10 protein-coding genes are annotated in these 16622 nt (G+C 66.4%); 6 read left to right on the forward strand and 4 right to left on the reverse strand.

The window, feature by feature from the left end:
* Window positions 1-19 precede the first annotated feature (19 nt).
* The 3 genes from HWX39_RS31705 to HWX39_RS31715 form a co-directional block, all read right to left on the reverse strand.
* Window positions 20-694, reverse strand: a complete 675-nt coding sequence (locus tag HWX39_RS31705; protein ID WP_085042517.1) for a TetR family transcriptional regulator — start codon at window positions 692-694, stop codon at window positions 20-22.
* A 116-nt stretch (window positions 695-810) separates the two neighbouring features.
* Window positions 811-2079 carry an FAD-binding oxidoreductase gene (locus tag HWX39_RS31710; RefSeq protein ID WP_175971556.1) on the reverse strand — a complete coding sequence of 423 codons (1269 nt, stop codon included), beginning with the start codon at window positions 2077-2079 and terminating at the stop codon, window positions 811-813.
* A 151-nt stretch (window positions 2080-2230) separates the two neighbouring features.
* On the reverse strand, window positions 2231-3715 hold the full coding sequence (locus HWX39_RS31715; RefSeq protein ID WP_347879612.1) for an amino acid permease: 1485 nt from the start codon (window positions 3713-3715) through the stop codon (window positions 2231-2233).
* Window positions 3716-4446: 731 nt separating this feature from the next.
* Here HWX39_RS31715 and HWX39_RS31720 point away from each other — a divergent pair.
* Window positions 4447-5958 carry an aldehyde dehydrogenase family protein gene (locus HWX39_RS31720; RefSeq protein WP_175971558.1) on the forward strand — a complete coding sequence of 504 codons (1512 nt, stop codon included), beginning with the start codon at window positions 4447-4449 and terminating at the stop codon, window positions 5956-5958.
* A gap of 105 nt (window positions 5959-6063) precedes the next feature.
* Here the strand turns inward: HWX39_RS31720 and HWX39_RS31725 are convergent, their stop codons facing one another.
* Window positions 6064-8511, reverse strand: a complete 2448-nt coding sequence (locus tag HWX39_RS31725) for a DUF3772 domain-containing protein (protein WP_175971559.1) — start codon at window positions 8509-8511, stop codon at window positions 6064-6066.
* A gap of 555 nt (window positions 8512-9066) precedes the next feature.
* On the opposite strand from HWX39_RS31725, the gene HWX39_RS31730 reads away from it, so the two are divergent.
* From HWX39_RS31730 to HWX39_RS31750, 5 genes are all read left to right on the forward strand, one after another.
* The gene (locus tag HWX39_RS31730; RefSeq protein ID WP_175971560.1) at window positions 9067-9279 is read left to right on the forward strand and encodes a hypothetical protein; all 213 of its coding nucleotides are present in this window, start codon (window positions 9067-9069) and stop codon (window positions 9277-9279) included.
* Window positions 9276-11087, forward strand: coding sequence for an RHS repeat-associated core domain-containing protein (locus HWX39_RS31735; protein ID WP_244135130.1), 1812 nt, complete (start codon window positions 9276-9278; stop codon window positions 11085-11087). The genes HWX39_RS31730 and HWX39_RS31735 overlap by 4 nt, the downstream gene beginning before the upstream one ends.
* Window positions 11088-11419: 332 nt before the next feature.
* Window positions 11420-12847 (forward strand): MFS transporter, encoded by a 1428-nt coding sequence (locus HWX39_RS31740; RefSeq protein ID WP_175971561.1) that lies wholly within the window; start codon window positions 11420-11422, stop codon window positions 12845-12847.
* Window positions 12848-13234: 387 nt separating this feature from the next.
* Entirely contained in the window at window positions 13235-14518 is a 1284-nt protein-coding gene (locus HWX39_RS31745) for a hypothetical protein (protein WP_244135131.1), read from the forward strand.
* Between the two features lie 172 nt (window positions 14519-14690).
* The gene (locus tag HWX39_RS31750) at window positions 14691-16601 is read left to right on the forward strand and encodes a WG repeat-containing protein (RefSeq protein ID WP_175971562.1); all 1911 of its coding nucleotides are present in this window, start codon (window positions 14691-14693) and stop codon (window positions 16599-16601) included.
* The last annotated feature ends 21 nt before the right edge of the window (window positions 16602-16622 follow it).

Consider the following 16622-nt stretch of genomic DNA (forward strand, 5'->3'; position numbering starts at 1 on the left):
AACCGGCTGACGCCGCCGCTTATGCGGCGACGTAGCGCAGCACGGCGTCGGCGATCGTGTCGCGATGCCGCGCGCGCAGGCGCGGTGCCGACGGGTCGCGGCCGAACGCGGCGCCGAACGTGTAGCGGTTCGACACGCGGTGGAAGCAGAACGAGCTGATCAGCAGGTGCAGGTCGAACGCGTCGATGTCCTGGCGGAACGCGCCGCTCGCCGCGCCGCGTTCGACCAGTTCCTCGAGCGTCTTGATGATGCTGACGTTGCGGTTCTTGAACGACTTGAGCTGTTCGAGATACTTCGCGCCGTGGATGTTCTCGATCGACACGAGGCGGACGAAGTCGCGATGCTTGTCGTGATAGTCGAACGTGAATTCGACGAGGCGGCGCATGCCCTCGCGCGGCTCCATGTCACCGACGTGCAGTTCCTGCTCGAGTGCGCGGATGTCGCCGTACACCTTCTCCAGCACGGCCTCGTACAAACCTTCCTTGCTTTCGAAGTAGTAGTAGAGCATCCGCTTCGTCGTGTTGGTGCGCTCGGCGATGGCATCGACGCGCGCGCCGGCGAGGCCCATCGCGGAGAATTCCTGCGTGGCGACGTCGAGGATGTTGCGCTTGGTTTGCTCGGGATCGTATTTGCGCCGCGCATCGGACGGAAGCGCGCGGGTGTCGGACGTGGCGGCCTTGCTTCCTGCTTTCATGTGACTTTATTGTGGCTTCGGCGGCTTGGAAAAGGCATTCTAGCATGCGGGAAATCCCCGTCCGGCCGACCTGACGCTCTAATCGGCGGGGCGGTTTCGGCCGCCGTGGCCGCCGCTCAGCGGCGGCAGGAGGCGAGCGCGTCGCGGGCCTGGTACGCCGTGTACGTGAGCTGCGCGGCGGCGAGGCCGGCCAGCCCGAACGTGCGCGTGAGCCCGAACGCGTTGAAACCTTCCGGCACCGGCCGGCCTTCGGCCAGCGCGGCCGCGAGCGCTTCGCCGGCCACCGTGGTCGGCGCCATCCCGTGGCCGCCGAACGCGATCGCGTGCCACACGCCGTCCGCGTCGCGGCCGATCTGCGGCATCTTGTGCCGCGCGTAGCTCATCAGCCCGCCCCATGCGTACTCGACCTCCACGCCTTCCAGTTGCGGATACACGCGCAGCAGGTCGCGCCGCAGCAGGCGCGCGATTGCGTCGGGGCCGCGGTCGAGCACGGAGATCCGGCCGCCCCACAGGATGCGCGTGTCCTTCAGCGGACGGTAATAGTCGAACGCGAAACGCGTGTCGTAGATCGCGTATGGAGCGTCGATCGCGTCGGGCAGACGCGCGCCGAGCGGTTCGGTCGCGATCACGTAGGTCGCGATCGGCAGCACCGCGCGCTCGATGCGCGGCGACACGCCGCGCGCGTAGCCGCCGCCGGCGAACACGACGTCCTTTGCGCGCACCGTGCCCTGCGCCGTGCGCACGACGTACCCGGCGCCTTCGCGCGCGATGCCGAGCGCGGCCGAGCGTTCGTACACGCGCGCGCCACCGCGCGATGCGGCCGCCGCGACGCCGAGCACGTACTTGAGCGGATGGAAGTGGAAGGCGTTCGGCTCGAACAGGCCGCCGTAATAGCGCCGCGTCTTCAGCCGCTGGCGCAGCGCGTCCGTCGAAACGGGTTCCCAGTCGACGCCGAGTTCATCCTTCATCAGCGTGCGCACGCTGTCGAGGCGGGACGGATCGTCGAACCAGTTCGCGAGCATCACGCCCTGGTCGACGATGTCGCAGTCGATGCCGTAGCGCGCGATCCGCGCGCGGATCAGGTCGACCGCATCGACGGTGAGCCGGTACAGCCGGCGCCCTTCGTCGCGGCCGAGCGTGCGCAGCAGGTCGGCGTTGTCGAGGCTGTAGCCGCCGAACACGAAGCCTCCGTTGCGGCCCGACGCGCCGAAGCCGACCCGTTCGCTGTCGAGCACGACGACGTCATGCACGCCGCGCTCGACGAGGCCGAGCGCCGTGCACAGGCCGGCGAGGCCGCCGCCGACGATGCAGACCTGCGTGTCGATCGTGCCGGTCAGTTGCGGGTAGAGCTGGCGGGTAACGGTGGCTTCGTAGAAGTTCTGCATGCGATTTCGTGGACTCGTAACGGCGGAAAAACAGGCGGCGCGCGTCGATCTTGCCTGAACGTGTGCGCCGCGTCGAATGGGGGCTGGGCGTCGGCCGCCGCGTTCGGGGGCGGCCGGTGCGATCCGCGCCGATCCGCGCCGATCCGCGCGCTCAGGCGCCCGGCGTCGGGTTGGCCGGGCGGGCGACGTAGCCCGCGTAGCCGGTGTCGGCCTGCGGCGCGGGTGCGGGCGTCGCGTTGCGCTCGATCCACGGCGCGATCTCCATGTCTTCGTAGCGCACGAGGCGGCATTTGCGCACGAGCGCGTAGCCGATCCAGATCGCGAGGAAGAACGGCAGGCCGATGTAGGTCGCGGCGACACCGACCCAGTCGATCTTGTCGGAGAGGAACGCCTGGTAATCCTGGCCGAGCGCGACGACCGCGCACAGCGCGAATGCGAACAGCGGGCCGAACGGGAACCACTTCGACCGGTACGGCAGCTGGTCGAGCCGGTAGCCCTGTTTCAGGAAGCCCTTGCGGAACCGGTAGTGGCTGACCGCGATGCCGAGCCACGTGATGAAGCCGGCCATGCCCGACGTGTTCAGCAGCCACAGGTACACGGTCTTGTCGCCGTACAGCGACGTGAGGAAACACAGCGCGCCGACGGCCGTCGTCGCATACAGCGCGTTGCGCGGCACGCCGCCGCGCGACAGCTTCGCGAAGATCTTCGGCGCGCGGCCTTCGACCGCGAGGTTGTAGAGCATCCGCGTCGATGCATACATGCCCGAGTTGCCGGCCGACAGTACGGCCGTCAGGATCACCGCGTTCATCACGCCGGCCGCGAATGCGAGGCCCGCGTGGCGGAACACCAGCGTGAACGGGCTCACGCCGATGTCGGTGACGTCGCTCTTCAGCAGGCTCGGGTCGGTATAGGGAATCAGCACGCCGATCACGAAGATCGCCAGCACGTAGAACAGCAGGATGCGCCAGAAGATCTGGCTCACCGCGCGCGGGATCGTCGTGCGCGGGTTTTCCGATTCGCCGGCCGCGACGCCGATCATTTCGGTGCCCTGGAACGAGAAGCCCGCGATCATCGCGACGCCGAGCATCGTTGCCCAGCCGCCGGCGAACGGCGCGTCGCCGATCGTGAAGTTGCCCCAGCCCGCGCTCGGGCCGCCCTGCATGATCCCGAAGATCATCAGCAGGCCGACCCCGACGAACGCGAGCACCGTCAGCACCTTGATCAACGCGAACCAGTATTCGGCTTCGCCGAAACCGCGCACCGACAGCGCGTTGAGCGCGAAGATCAACGTGAGGAACAGCGCGCTCCACCAGACGCCCGGCACGTGCGGGAACCAGTAGTGCATCACGAGCTGCGCGGCGACCAGTTCCACCGCCAGCGTCACGGCCCAGCTGTACCAGTAGTTCCAGCCGAGCGCGAAGCCGAAGCCTTCGTCGACGAACTTCGCGCCGTAGGTCGCGAACGAGCCCGACACGGGCATGAACGCGGCCATTTCGCCGAGGCTCGTCATCAGGAAATAGACCATCAGGCCGATCACCATGTATGCGAGCATCGCGCCGCCGGGGCCGGCCTGCGAGATCGACGCGCCGGACGCGACGAACAGGCCCGTGCCGATCGAGCCGCCGATCGCGATCATCCGCAGATGGCGGGCCTGCAGCGCACGGTGGAGGGACGGCTTCGCGGGCGGCGAGCCGGACGGACGGGGCGAATCGGGGCGGGCATCTGAATGCATGGCGGGCGCTGGGCGCTGTCTCCGGAATTGTTTTTCGGTGACGAAGCGCGACGCGTTGCCGGCTGCCGGCCGGGCAGCGGTAATGCGGTGCTGAAACGGGCCGGATGAACCGCGCCGCGATGCATGTCGCCTTCGTCTGTCGTCTGGCAGCCGTCACGGCGGCCGGCGGCGCGCCGGGTGCGTTGCACCTCGACGTCGCAACGATTGTGTGTGCCCGATGCATGGGCCGGCAAACGATATTTCCGAACAGGGTGATGCGGCTTTGTCATCAACTTGCATCACGTCGGGATACGTCCGATTGCCCGGCTGCGGGCGTTGGAAAAGTCCCGTATCGGCACGAGAATGCATCGGTCCGGCTCGCCAAGGTGTTGCGTTTTCGGAATGAAGTCGTGAGTTAATATCAATAGCGGCCCGACTTGTGGCCACCGACAATGTGTTTCATGGATCGTGCCGCCGCGAGGCGGGAGCGCGCCGTCCGGCGGGCTTCCGGCGGGGGCGCAGCGCGATGCGCCGTGCGGCGCACCGGGCCTGCCGCGCGGCGCATCCGCTTGCACCGGGCGCGCGAACGCGCTCCAATCGAATCACGCGGGCGGCGCTGCCGCCGCACCGATCAATCTGTCCCTGAAGAGGAAGTGATGCAATTCAACGACATTCTTGCCGCGCTCGATATCGATCTCGCCCAGTGGAAAGGCAACGCGCTGACCGCGCGTTCGCCGCTCGACGGCGCGACGCTCGCGACGCTGGCCGTCGACACGCCCGCCGACGCCGAGCGCAAGATCGACGCCGCGCACGACGCATTCCTCAAGTGGCGCACGGTGCCGGCGCCGGTGCGCGGCGAACTCGTGCGCGTGTTCGGCAACGTGCTGCGTGAGCATAAGGCCGAGCTCGGCCGCCTCGTCACGCTCGAGGCCGGCAAGATCACGTCGGAAGGCCTCGGCGAAGTGCAGGAAATGATCGACATCTGCGATTTCGCGGTCGGTCTGTCGCGCCAGCTTTACGGCCTCACGATCGCCTCCGAGCGCCCGGGCCACCGGATGATGGAAACGTGGCACCCGATCGGCGTGTGCGGCGTGATCTCGGCGTTCAACTTCCCGGTCGCCGTGTGGGCATGGAACGCGGCGCTCGCATTCGTGTGTGGCGATTCGGTCGTGTGGAAGCCGTCCGAGAAGACGCCGCTCACCGCGATCGCGTGCCACGTGCTGCTCCAGAAGGCGATCCGCGAATTCGAGAAGACCCACCCGGGCGTCGCGCCGGCGGAGCTGAGCCAACTGGTGCTCGGCATGCGCGATGTCGGCGAGGTGCTGACGGCATCGAAGAAGGTGCCGGTGGTCAGCGCGACGGGCAGCGTGCGGATGGGCCAGGAAGTCGCGAAGGTGCTGAGCCAGCGTCTCGCGCGCGGCATCCTCGAACTCGGCGGCAACAACGGGATGATCGTCGCGCCGAGCGCCGATCTGGATCTCGTCGTGCGCGCGGTCACGTTCGCGGCGGTCGGCACGGCTGGCCAGCGCTGCACGACGCTGCGCCGCCTGTTCGTGCATCGCAGCCTGGTCGAACAGCTGCTGCCGCGCATCGAGAAGGCCTATGCGTCGGTGAAGGTCGGCAACCCGCTTGAAGAGGGCACGCTGGTCGGCCCGCTGGTCGATCGCGCGTCGTTCGACGCGATGCAGAAGGCGCTGGCCGATGCACGCGAGCAGGGCGGCGAAGTGAAGGGCGGCGAGCGCGTCGACGTCGGTCACGCGGATGCGTACTACGTGCGCCCGGCCATCGTGCGGATGCCGAAGCAATCGGCGGTGGTCGAGCGCGAGACGTTCGCACCGATCCTGTACGTGATGGTCTACGACAACTTCGAAGACGCGATCGAACTGCACAACGCGGTGCCGCAAGGGCTGTCGTCGGCGATCTTCACGAACGACATGCGCGAGGCCGAGCAGTTCATGTCGGCAGCAGGCAGCGACTGCGGGATCGTCAACGTGAACATCGGCACGAGCGGCGCGGAGATCGGCGGTGCGTTCGGCGGCGAGAAGGAAACGGGCGGCGGGCGCGAGTCGGGTTCGGATGCGTGGAAGGCTTACATGCGTCGCGCGACGAACACGATCAATTACAGCCGTCAGCTGCCGCTGGCGCAGGGGGTGAAGTTCGACGTTTGATGCGGAGCGCCCGGGAGGGCGCTGCGTGTGAGAAGAAAGGGCCGGCTGCCGCGTCGCGGTGCCGGCCCTTCGTTCATCTGCGCGACGGCGGGCGTGCGAGCCGCGTCATGCGTCTCCCGCAGCCGGCATGTTCTGCACCACCAGCATCTGCGGGCTCGACAGCGTGATCCCCGCCGCGCGCAACTGCTTCAGGATTTCGAACAGCAGATCGCTCTTCGTCGAACCGGCGATCCGCGGGCTCGACACGTAACCCGTCACGCTCAGCGTGATCCCGTCCGGCGTGAGCTGGCTGAACGTGACCGACGGCGCCGGCTTCTCGAGAATCGCCTCATGCGAGCGATACGCGTCGAGCAGCAGGTCGCGCACCTGCTCGGGATCGGTGTTCAGCGGGAACGTCAGCACCAGCGTCGCGACGCCCTGCGTGCTGTTGCCCATCGTCACGTTGCGCAGGTTCTGCGAGATCAGTTGCGAGTTCGGCACGATCACGGTCGAGCGGTCGCTGAGCTGGATCTCGGTCGCGCGCACGTTGATGCGGCGGATGTCGCCCTCGACGCCTGCGATGCTGATCATGTCGCCGACCTTCACCGGGCGCTCGGTCAGCAGGATCAGCCCCGACACGAAATTCTTCACGATCTCCTGCAGGCCGAAACCGATACCCACCGACAACGCACTGACGATCCACGCGAGGTTGTTCCACCGGACGCCGAGCAGCCCGAGCGTCATCAGCACGAGCAGCACGTAGCCGACGTTGGTGAACAGCGTGATCAGCGACACGCGCATCCCCGTATCCATGCCGAGCGCGGGCATGAACTCGCTGTCGAGCCAGCGGCGCAGCGAGCGCAGCAGGTAGAAGCCGATCGCGAACCCGATTCCCGCGTTCATGATCCGGTCGGGCATGATGTTCAGGCTCTGCAACCGCTGGCTGCCGATCATCGCGATCGCGCTGTCGAGCAAGTCGCCCGGGGTCGTGCCGAAACCGCCCGTCAACAGCGCGATGGCCGCGATCAGCATCAGCAGGCTCGTGCCGAAACCGGACAGGACCGTGCGGGCCTGGTCGAGGTGCCGGTCTTCGAGTGCGAACAGATGCTTGATCTGCTGGCCCGTCGACAGGCTCGGCGAGAACAGGCTTTCGCTCGCGTCGCGCGTCAGCTGGATCAGGATGTAGGTGGCGCACAGCACGATCTCGAACCACACGAGCTCGTACGTGATGAAGCGCGCGACCGTGATGTAGCCGATCAGGAGTGCGATCAGCGTCGCGACGATCGCCAGCGTGACGCCGGCGTGGATCAGCCCGGCGAGCGTCGAGCGCTGCTCGGGCGCCTCGCCGGCCGCCGCGAGCCGACTACGCGCGCGGTTCGAGCGCAGCAGCGACGCGCCGACCGTCACCGCGACGACGAGCGACACGATCCCGCGGCCGAACAGCGTGACCGAGAGGCTCGTGTCGACGATCCGGTTGATCGATTCGAGCGTGCCGGACATCAGCAGCAACGCGGCCAGGATGCTGGGGAACGGCTTCATCGCGCGCGCGACGGGATCGGCGAGCGCGGGCAGGCGCCACGACGGATGCTTCGTGCAGAGCAGCGCACGGCCGAGCCCGGCGATCAGTGCGCAGGTTGCGGCGAGCTTCGCGAACTGGTCCCACAGGTCGCTCAGCGCCGGCGTGAGGTCGTAATGGCGTGCGACGGCGAGGTAAAAGATCTGGACGGCGATGGCAGTTGCCAGCAGCGTCGACAACGCGGTCGACAACGCCAGCGCGCTGCGGCGCAAACGGGTGGCCGGCAGGCGGTTCACGCAGAACCACGCGAGCCCGCGCTCGATGAGCCGGCGGCCGCCCATCCATGCCGCGAACGCGGCAACCAGCAGCAGCACGGTGATCGCCTTTTGTCCCGGCACCCACGACGAGCGCAGCATGTCGAGCATTTCTTCGTTGAAATCGCCGAGCCGCTGGGCGTCGTCCGGCGAAAGATGGAACAGCGGCAGCCAGAACTGCGCGCTGAAAATGCCGCCCGAACGGAACGCGAGCTGGTTCTTCAGCAGGCCGCGATGCAGCTTCGCGAACTGCTCGTTCAGGTTCGTGAGGCTGGTCTTCTGGTCGGCAACCTGTTTCAGCGCCGCATCGATCTGAGCCTTGCGCGTATTCAGCGTGGCCCTCTGCTTCGCGACGGCCGGCGCTTCCGGCGCGGCGCCCTCGGCAGGCGCCGGACCCAGGACGTCGAGTTGCGCCTGGATTTGCGCGCGCTGCGGGACGAGATCGCTCTGCAGTTTGTCGACGTCGGTGCTCAGTTCCTGCGTCGAGTCGCTGAGCGCGTCCAGTTCCTTGCTGTTGGACGCGGTCGAGGTCTGCTGCTTGATGCGGTCCAGTTCCGCCTGCATCTGCTTGAGCTGCGCGACGGCGTCGTTCAGCGAGATGGCCGGGACGGGCGCGCCGACGCCGCTCGCGCTCGGCGCCGATGCGGCCGCCGGAAACGCCGACGCGGTCGCGATCGCGGCGAACTGCAGCAGCGCGATCAGTGCGATCCGGCGAGCGTAGTTGGGTAGTCGTTGTATGAACATGGAATGCTTACGATTTGCCGACGATACCGGTCGCCGAAAGGCGCCCGGAAGCCGGTGGTTGGCCCGGTAGCATGTTACCGGGGTGTGGCGACGAGCGATGTTCGAATCTGCGGGGGCGGAATCGTGGCGCCACATGGCGGCGACGGGCCACGATCCGGCGGCTTGTGCCCGGTTGACCGGGCTTGCGTGGATCGCGCCCCGCAGGAAAGGTCGCGGTTCGTGGTGCTCGGCGACGCTGATCGGCCAGATAGATGGTTACCGAATTTACATACCATTCGGGGCAAGTCGCGCCAAAAAATAGGGCGAGATAGCCCGTTTCGGGTGCGGGGTCGATCGCTGAGACCTTTCATTTTCCAGTCGTCCAGTCGTCCATTCGTCGGTACGATGCCGCGGTTCGCTGGCATGACGTCCAATATATGAATCGGGGACGGCTTCCGCGAGCTGAAAAACGAACAACGAAAAGAATCCTGAGAGCATGGCAGATCAGTAACTCCGCCGGGCGCGGAATATGAGCAGGCCACCCCGTGGCTGACCGATGTGCATCCGGATGACGTCGTGGCGTCCGGCGAAGGCTTCAACGCGTGGCTGATCAGCGTGACGAACGGCTATGTGAACGTCGACCGGCTGGCGACGGTGGCCAGCATGATTCCGGTCCTCAACAACCTCATGGCGCTGGCCGACGCGCTCACCGACATCGTCTCGATCATCCGCAAGCGTGGCGGTGAGCTGCTCGACTATCTCGGACTGGCGATCAACCTATCGGCGTGATTCCGTTTCCGCCGGTACTGGCGCCGATGCGCCTCACGGCTCGGCCGCTGCTGGCGCTGATCCGCAATCAGCCTCTGATTCACAAGCGCGACATCGGGGCCGCGGTCGTGTCGATCGTCGTCACGCACGTGCAGGCGTCGTTTTCGACCGAGGTCGAGGACTTCCTGACGAAGCTGCAGGCCGTGGTCAACGAGCTGATCGATCACTGCGCGGCGAAAGCGCAGGAGATCTTCACGGGTCTGGCCGACGGCATCGACGCGGTGGTGGCGGGCAAACTGTTCGATCCGACGAAGAACGAACAGGAAGCCGCCGAATACCGGCAGTTGATGAAGCAGAGCGGATGGCTCAGCACGGACCAGGTAAAGGGGGCGTGGGGTTACCTGTCCGAGTCCCTGGTGGCGAAGGGCAAGCGCAACGCCAACTCCGTCGGCATCACGGCGGCCGGGCTCGTTCCCGAGGAGTACGTCGCGCCGATTCGCTCGATTGCGGTGTCGTTGCGTACGTTGGCACCGGTGGTGGTCGCCAAGATCAACGAACTGAAGCGTACGACGGGGCTGGCGAAGGCGAGTCCTGTGGTGCCGGACAGCGTGGACAGCACGTTGCCGCCGGAAGTGCCGAAGGTGCTCGGCAATCTGTTGAAGGAATACGCGGGCACGCACTTTGAATACGATTCACGCGGGAATTTGATCGGGAAGCGTTCGCCGTCGGGTAGGCAGCAGTACGAGTGGGATGGATTCAACCGATTGAGAATTGCGCGCGTCGAGGAGTCTGAGCGGCGGCATGAGGCTCGGTATTTCTACGATCCGTTCGGGCGCCGGATCGGCAAGGACGTCGATGGTGTGCGGACGGTGTTCGGCTGGGATGGCGATCAGCTCGCTTATGAAAGCAGCGACGGCGGCGCCACGCAGTATGTGTACGAGCCGGAATCGTTCGTTCCGCTTGCCCAATATGTGACGGCTCAGCCGGTTGTGGGGATCCAGACACCGATGTGGAGCGATGGCGAGCCATATGTGCCGGAGCAGGATCCGCTGCAACGTGTGCCGGAAATGCAGTCGGACGCGCATTTGTTCTACTACCACTGTGACCAGATCGGCACGCCGTTGCTGATGACGGACGAGGTCGGCGAGGTAGTGTGGGAGGCGTCGTATCGGGCCTGGGGCGAAGCGCGGGAGGTGATCGCGCGGGTGTCGCTGCGGGCGGGTATCGCGCCGCGGAACCCGATTCGGTTTCAGGGGCAGCAGGAAGATGCTGAGACGGGGCTGAGGTATAACCGGAATCGAGACTATGATCCTAGCGTAGGGCGATTTGTTTCGAAGGATCCGATTGGACTCGACGGCGGCATCAACGTTTATCAATACGCGTCAAACCCCGTCGAGTGGATCGATCTGTCAAAGATTCGAGACTATGGCGTCATCTGGTCAGACATCTTGGTTCCGCTCGTAAGCGAAGCGGTGCGTGTTGCGATTGAAGAACTGGTGAATGACGACGATGTTCAGTTCATCCCGGCAGATATTAGAGCGAGCGGAGAGGCGATTGATGGCTCGTACTTCCTTCTCAACCCGACGAGGAAGGTTGACGTGGTTGATCACGACGCCTCCGAGCCGATGGTGGTGAAAGTGTCGGGATTTCCTGACGCCAAGGTCGGCTTCAAAAAGATGGTCTTGCGCCCCGAGTTTCCAGCCAATGGCATTGGTCGGCAATACGACTCCCCAACATACATTATCGTCGGGGATCAACTGGCTGATGCTGTACTGCGTGCGACGAAGAAAGGAGTCAGATTCACTACGGGTATCCCACCTGCCGGTTGATGCCAAACTGACCGGCCATGCCTGGAGCAGCAACTCGCTGACCTGCTCCGAGGATTTTCGCGACGAGGCCGTCAGGCGTGGCATCAAGGGAGTCGAATTTCCGGGTGTGGAGAGCGTAGATTGGCCGACGGTGAAACCAATATGACGCCATGCTGCGCTCACCAATGACGGTGGAACCGGCTTGATCAAGGCGGCTCCGGTGCGTGGCGACGCTGGGCCGCGCGTCAGATGACTGATGTGCTCCACCGCTCGCCTCGCTAAAATGCGCGAAGCCGCTCGCCAACGCCTCTCTGGTAGCGCCAAGACAATCAAGAATCCGGAGACTTGCCACCATGGCATCCACCCAGCCCGACCCGCTCGTCGCAGCGGGCGCAGCCCGCCCCGCGGCGATCGACCCCGGCTCCATCTCGGCCCGGCTCGACCGCCTGCCGCCCACCCGCACCGTCTGGAAACTCGTCGTCCTGCTGAGCCTCGGATTCTTCTTCGAACTCTACGACCTGCTCTATAGCGGCTACGTCGCCCCCGGCCTCGTGAAAAGCGGAATCCTCTCCGCGACGACGCACGGACTGTTCGGCACCACGGGCGTCGCGAGCTTCATCGCCGCGCTGTTCTCCGGGCTCTTCATCGGCACGATCGCGTGCGGTTTCCTCGCCGATCGCTTCGGCCGCCGCGCGATCTTCACGTGGTCGCTGCTGTGGTACACGGCGGCCAACGTCGTGATGGCGTTCCAGGACACCGCCGCCGGGCTGAACTTCTGGCGCTTCGTCGTCGGCCTCGGCCTCGGCGTCGAGATGGTGACGATCGGCACGTACATCTCCGAACTCGTACCGAAGCAGATCCGCGGCCGTGCATTCGCGTGCGAGCAGGCGGTCGGGTTCGTCGCGGTGCCGGTGGTCGCGTTCCTCGCATACCTGCTCGTGCCGCATGCCCCGTTCGGCCTCGATGGCTGGCGCTGGGTCGTGCTGATCGGCGCGCACGGTGCATTGTTCGTGTGGTGGATCCGCCGCGAACTGCCGGAAAGCCCGCGCTGGCTCGCGCAGCAGGGCCGGGTCGACGAAGCCGACCGCATCATGCGCACGCTCGAGGCGAAGGTCGAAGCCGAATACGGCCGGCCGCTGCCACCGCCCGCGCCCGCCGAGCCCGTGCCGCCGCGCGGCCGCTTCCGCGACATGTGGGTGCAGCCGTATCGCAGCCGCACGATCATGATGACGATCTTCAACGTGTTCCAGACGGTCGGCTTCTACGGCTTCGCGAACTGGGTGCCGACGCTGCTGATCAAGCAGGGCATCACGATCACGTCGAGCCTGATGTATTCGAGCGTGATCGCACTCGCCGCGCCGATCGGCCCGCTGATCGGCCTCGTAATCGCCGACCGCTTCGAGCGCAAGTCGGTGATCGTCGCGATGGCGGCGGCGATCGTCGTCTGCGGGCTGCTGTTCAGCCAGACGACGGTGGGCGCGTTCCTGATCGTGCTCGGCATCGGACTCACGCTCGCCAGCAACATCATGTCGTACAGCTTCCACGCGTATCAGGCCGAACTGTTCCCGACGTCGATCCGCGCACGGGCAGTCGGCTTCGTCTATTCGTGGAGCCGCTTCTCGGCGATCTTCTCGTCGTTCGTGATCGCGGCCGTGCTGAAGGGCTTCGGCACCTTCGGCGTGTTCGCGTTCATCGCGGGCGCGATGGTGATCGTGATGGCTGCGATCGGGCTCATGGGGCCGCGCACGAAGGGCATTGCGCTCGAAACCATCTCGAAGTGATCGGTGGTCGCGCACGCATGTCGCATGGTTCGTGCGGCATGCGTGCGATGCGATGGTGATTGCATCGCGCGTACGGCGTGTACCGCGTTTTGGAAATGATCCGGCATCCGAATCGATTTGAAGATGCAGTCGTGCCTTGGCGAAACACTCGGCTCCCTGTATCGATCTCGAGCGCTCAACGCACAAGCCTGGCATGCAATGAAACGGCGAGCGGCAACGAGTTGCAACAAAGCGTGACGAAGCGCAAAACCGCGCCTTTCCTCCCTGCCGATTCTTGCGCGGACGCGTAAAATGAAGAGCCTGACGACTCAATAGCCACCATCGGGCCGGTCGCGTTGCATCAACAACCGCTCCACCGCGAAGAGGCGTCGGCGCCGGGCGCATACGGTGCGCCGGACGTGTCGATGGCTCGCGCGGAGGCTGCGCCGCTCGCAACAGCAACATGCGGCGGCCGGATCGGCCGATGGCTTCGAACGTATGATGCTTTTCAGCCAAGCGCGGCGATTCAAGAAGCCGCGTTGTCTTGCTCGTGTCGCCGCTGCGTGTTTCTGGCTCGCTGCGGCACTGCCGATCTCCGTGCTTGTCGCGCGGCCTGCCTTTGCGGCGTCCGACGCACCGTTGCCCACTGCTACGTCATCCTCATCAGTCGAGTCGCCCGCATCGGCGGCGTCTCGCACGCATGCTGCTTCGTCAGCGCGTGCATCGTCGGGTGCGTCGGCGGCCCAGCCCGCGCCTGTCGCATCGAGTGCATCGGGCGCATCGGCGCCCTCTGCAGTTTCTGCCGCATCCGCCGCCGCACCTGCATCGGCCGCGTCCGCCACGCCCGCCAGCGAGGCCGAGGCACCCGCGCCGACACCGCCGCGCCAGCATCCCCCCTTGTCGGCCGAAGAGGCAAAAAATGCGACGGCACGCGCGATCGACATGCGCAAGCGCTTCACACAGGAAGTCACGCGGCGCCTGAACGTGCCTGCAAGCGAGCAGCGCGCGTACGGCGAGCGGCTCCAGAAGGCGCTCGCCGAAGCTGACCTCGGCAACCTGGCGGGCGAATACATCGCTATGGTCGACCGCTCACCGAACGTGCAGGCGCTGTTCATCTACTTCCGCGCGACGCCGGCCAACGCGTGGATGATGATCGGCGCATCGCCGGTCGGCACCGGGCTGCCGGGCCAGTACGACCATTTCCTGACACCGCTCGGCGTGTTCCATCATTCGCCGGACAACATGGATTTCCGCGCGGAAGGCACGACCAACGAGAACGGCATTCGCGGCTACGGCCGCCGCGACATGCGCATCTACGACTTCGGCTGGGTGGACGGCGAGCGCGGCTGGGGCAAGGGCGGCGTGTCGCCGATGCGCTTCCAGATGCATGCGACCGATCCCGATCGCCTCGAATCGCTGCTGGGCATACGGCACTCGAAAGGGTGCGTGCGGATTCCCGCGTCGCTGAACACGTTCTTCGACCGGCACGGCCTGCTCGACGACGATTACCAGGCGCGCGTCGAGGCCGGCAAGTCGCTGTGGGTGTTGCGTCGCGACCGCGACATCACGCCGATCGCGGGCCGCTACCTGGTCGTGACCGACAGCGCACGCAAGACGCGGCCGGCGTGGTCGCCGTTGCCGGGGCGCAAGGCGTGGTCGAAGGTGCCGAAGGGCGGCGACACGGCGGACTGACCGCCGATCATGCCGGCGCGCGTCGCGTCGTTCCGCGCGCTCGGCTCCGCTTCGCCCGGGTGGACTCATCCGGCGCGGAGCGTGGTACTGGCCACTGCCTTCGTCATCACGCGCTCCTATAATGAGCGCCGGCACGACAACAGCAACAACAAAGACGAGGGCGACCCTTCCGATGGGCAATCGATCATGGCTGTATCTCCAGGCCGGTGACGGCGACGACGCGCGAACGATCGCGCTCGCGGAATCCAACAATCACTTTCCGCTGCTGTGGCGCGTGCTGCTCGCCGACGGCGGCGCGGGCGACGCGATTACCGATCAGCGCGTGTTCGGCGATGCCGGCACGCCGAATCTCGCCAGCGACGCGCGTGCGGCGCATGCGCGACTCAGCCGGCTCGCGTCGTTCGTCGTCGCGTATCCGCTGCCCGGTGACGATCCGGCGCTCGCGCGTCAGTTCGATGCGCTCGTGCGTCATCTCGGCGAATCGATCGACGCGCTCGGCGATGCACACGGCGCACCGCGGTTTTCCGCGAATCTCGACGAGTTGTCGTGGCTCGACGGCGGCGATCCGAGCGACTACATCGACCGGGAGCGCGATACCTGCACGCGCCTGTGGTGGCAGGTCGCGAACTGCATGGACTTTCGCGACGTGCACGGCGTGCGCGATGCGCTCGAGATCGATACGCCACCCGACTGGCGCGACTGGGCGTGGGGCTTCGGGTTCGGCTGCATGTCGCATCACTATTTCGTCCGCCAGGAGCCGCCGCGCGGCGTGATGTTTGCCGAGATGTTCGATGCCGGCGAGGTGCACGGCAACTGGCTCGGCTACGGCACGTTCAGCTTTCGCGCACGCAACGGCCTGTGGGGCGTGCGGCGTGAAACCGACGACGCGTGGCACGTGATCGTGCCGCCCGAGTGGGCGAGCCTGTGGACGAGCGGCGCGCGCGACGGCCGGTTGCTGTGGGCCGCGCGCGACGGGAAGGTCGGCCTGCTGTTCGCCGATGGCGATAGCGATGGCGATGAGATGCGAATCGTGCGCGAACCGTCGTTCGACGCCGTGTGGGATTTCAGCGGCGACGTCGCATGCGTGCGCGTCGGCGAGCGGCTCGGACTCGTGCGCACGGACGGCACGTGGGCGCTCGAGCCGTCACTCGACGATTTCGGCGATTTCACCGGCGGGCTCGCATCCGCGAGCCTGGACGGCCGCTGGGGCTTCGTCGACACGCACGGTGCGTGGGTGATTCCGCCGCGTTTCGACGATGCGCATGAATTCGAGAGCGGCACCGTCGCGGCGGTATCCGAAGGCGAGCGGTGGGGGCTGATCGGGCGCGACGGACAATGGCGCGCGCAACCCGAGTGGGACGCGCTCGAATGGTCGTCCGAATGCGGCGCCTTCGTCGCGCAGCGCAACGGTCACGTCGGCCTCGTCGATGCGAAGGGCCGGGTCGTCGTCGAACCGCATTACGCGGAAGTCGCCAGGCTGACCGACGACGAACGGACGGACATGCTGACCGAGCTCGGCGCGATCCGCCACATCGTTCGGCGCGACGACGGGCGGTGCGCGATTGTCGACGGGCAGGGCCGCGTGCTGACACCGTTCGACTTCGTCAACATGGGGGCGCTGCCGTGGTTGCCCGATGACGAAGCCGTGCCGGGCGAGCTGTTCACGCGTTACGCGATCGGCGTCCTGCCGGGCGAGCCGGTGCAACTCGCGGTCTGCGATCTCGAGACGGGCGCAACGGTCGCGCAGGGGCGCTACGACGACGTGGCCGGCCTGTTCTGGGGCGCCGATCACGGCTGGCTGGCCTGTGTGGAGGACGAGAGCGGCCACGACGTGCGGGCGACGGTGCTTCGCTCGGACGGTACCGTGCTGCATCCGGCGCGTTATACGCGGATCGGTGACGATGCGCTGTTCGACGACGATCGCAACGCAGGCGTCGGACACGCGATGCTGATGCCGTGGTTCGTCCGCCGTGTCGCGGTCGCGCAGAACTGGAGCCTGGGCGAACCGGTCGCCGCCTTGCGCGACGACGGCACGCCGGTATGGCTGTACGCGGACGGGCACGCGACGACGACGCGTCGATAGGCCGGACTGCTGTCGTGCATG

Origin of the sequence: Burkholderia sp. BCC0322, from assembly GCF_902833045.1 — a bacterium.
Classification (GTDB): Bacteria; Pseudomonadota; Gammaproteobacteria; order Burkholderiales; family Burkholderiaceae; genus Burkholderia.

Excerpts from the sequence above, each read along its gene's own strand:
- HWX39_RS31705 (WP_085042517.1), bottom strand. The coding sequence starts at position 694 with ATGAAAGCAGGAAGCAAGGCCGCCACGTCCGACACCCGCGCGCTTCCG.
- HWX39_RS31710 (WP_175971556.1), bottom strand. The coding sequence starts at position 2,079 with ATGCAGAACTTCTACGAAGCCACCGTTACCCGCCAGCTCTACCCGCAA.
- HWX39_RS31715 (WP_347879612.1), bottom strand. The coding sequence starts at position 3,715 with ATGATCGCGATCGGCGGCTCGATCGGCACGGGCCTGTTCGTCGCGTCC.
- HWX39_RS31720 (WP_175971558.1), top strand. The coding sequence starts at position 4,447 with ATGCAATTCAACGACATTCTTGCCGCGCTCGATATCGATCTCGCCCAG.
- HWX39_RS31725 (WP_175971559.1), bottom strand. The coding sequence starts at position 8,511 with ATGTTCATACAACGACTACCCAACTACGCTCGCCGGATCGCACTGATC.
- HWX39_RS31740 (WP_175971561.1), top strand. The coding sequence starts at position 11,420 with ATGGCATCCACCCAGCCCGACCCGCTCGTCGCAGCGGGCGCAGCCCGC.
- HWX39_RS31750 (WP_175971562.1), top strand. The coding sequence starts at position 14,691 with ATGGGCAATCGATCATGGCTGTATCTCCAGGCCGGTGACGGCGACGAC.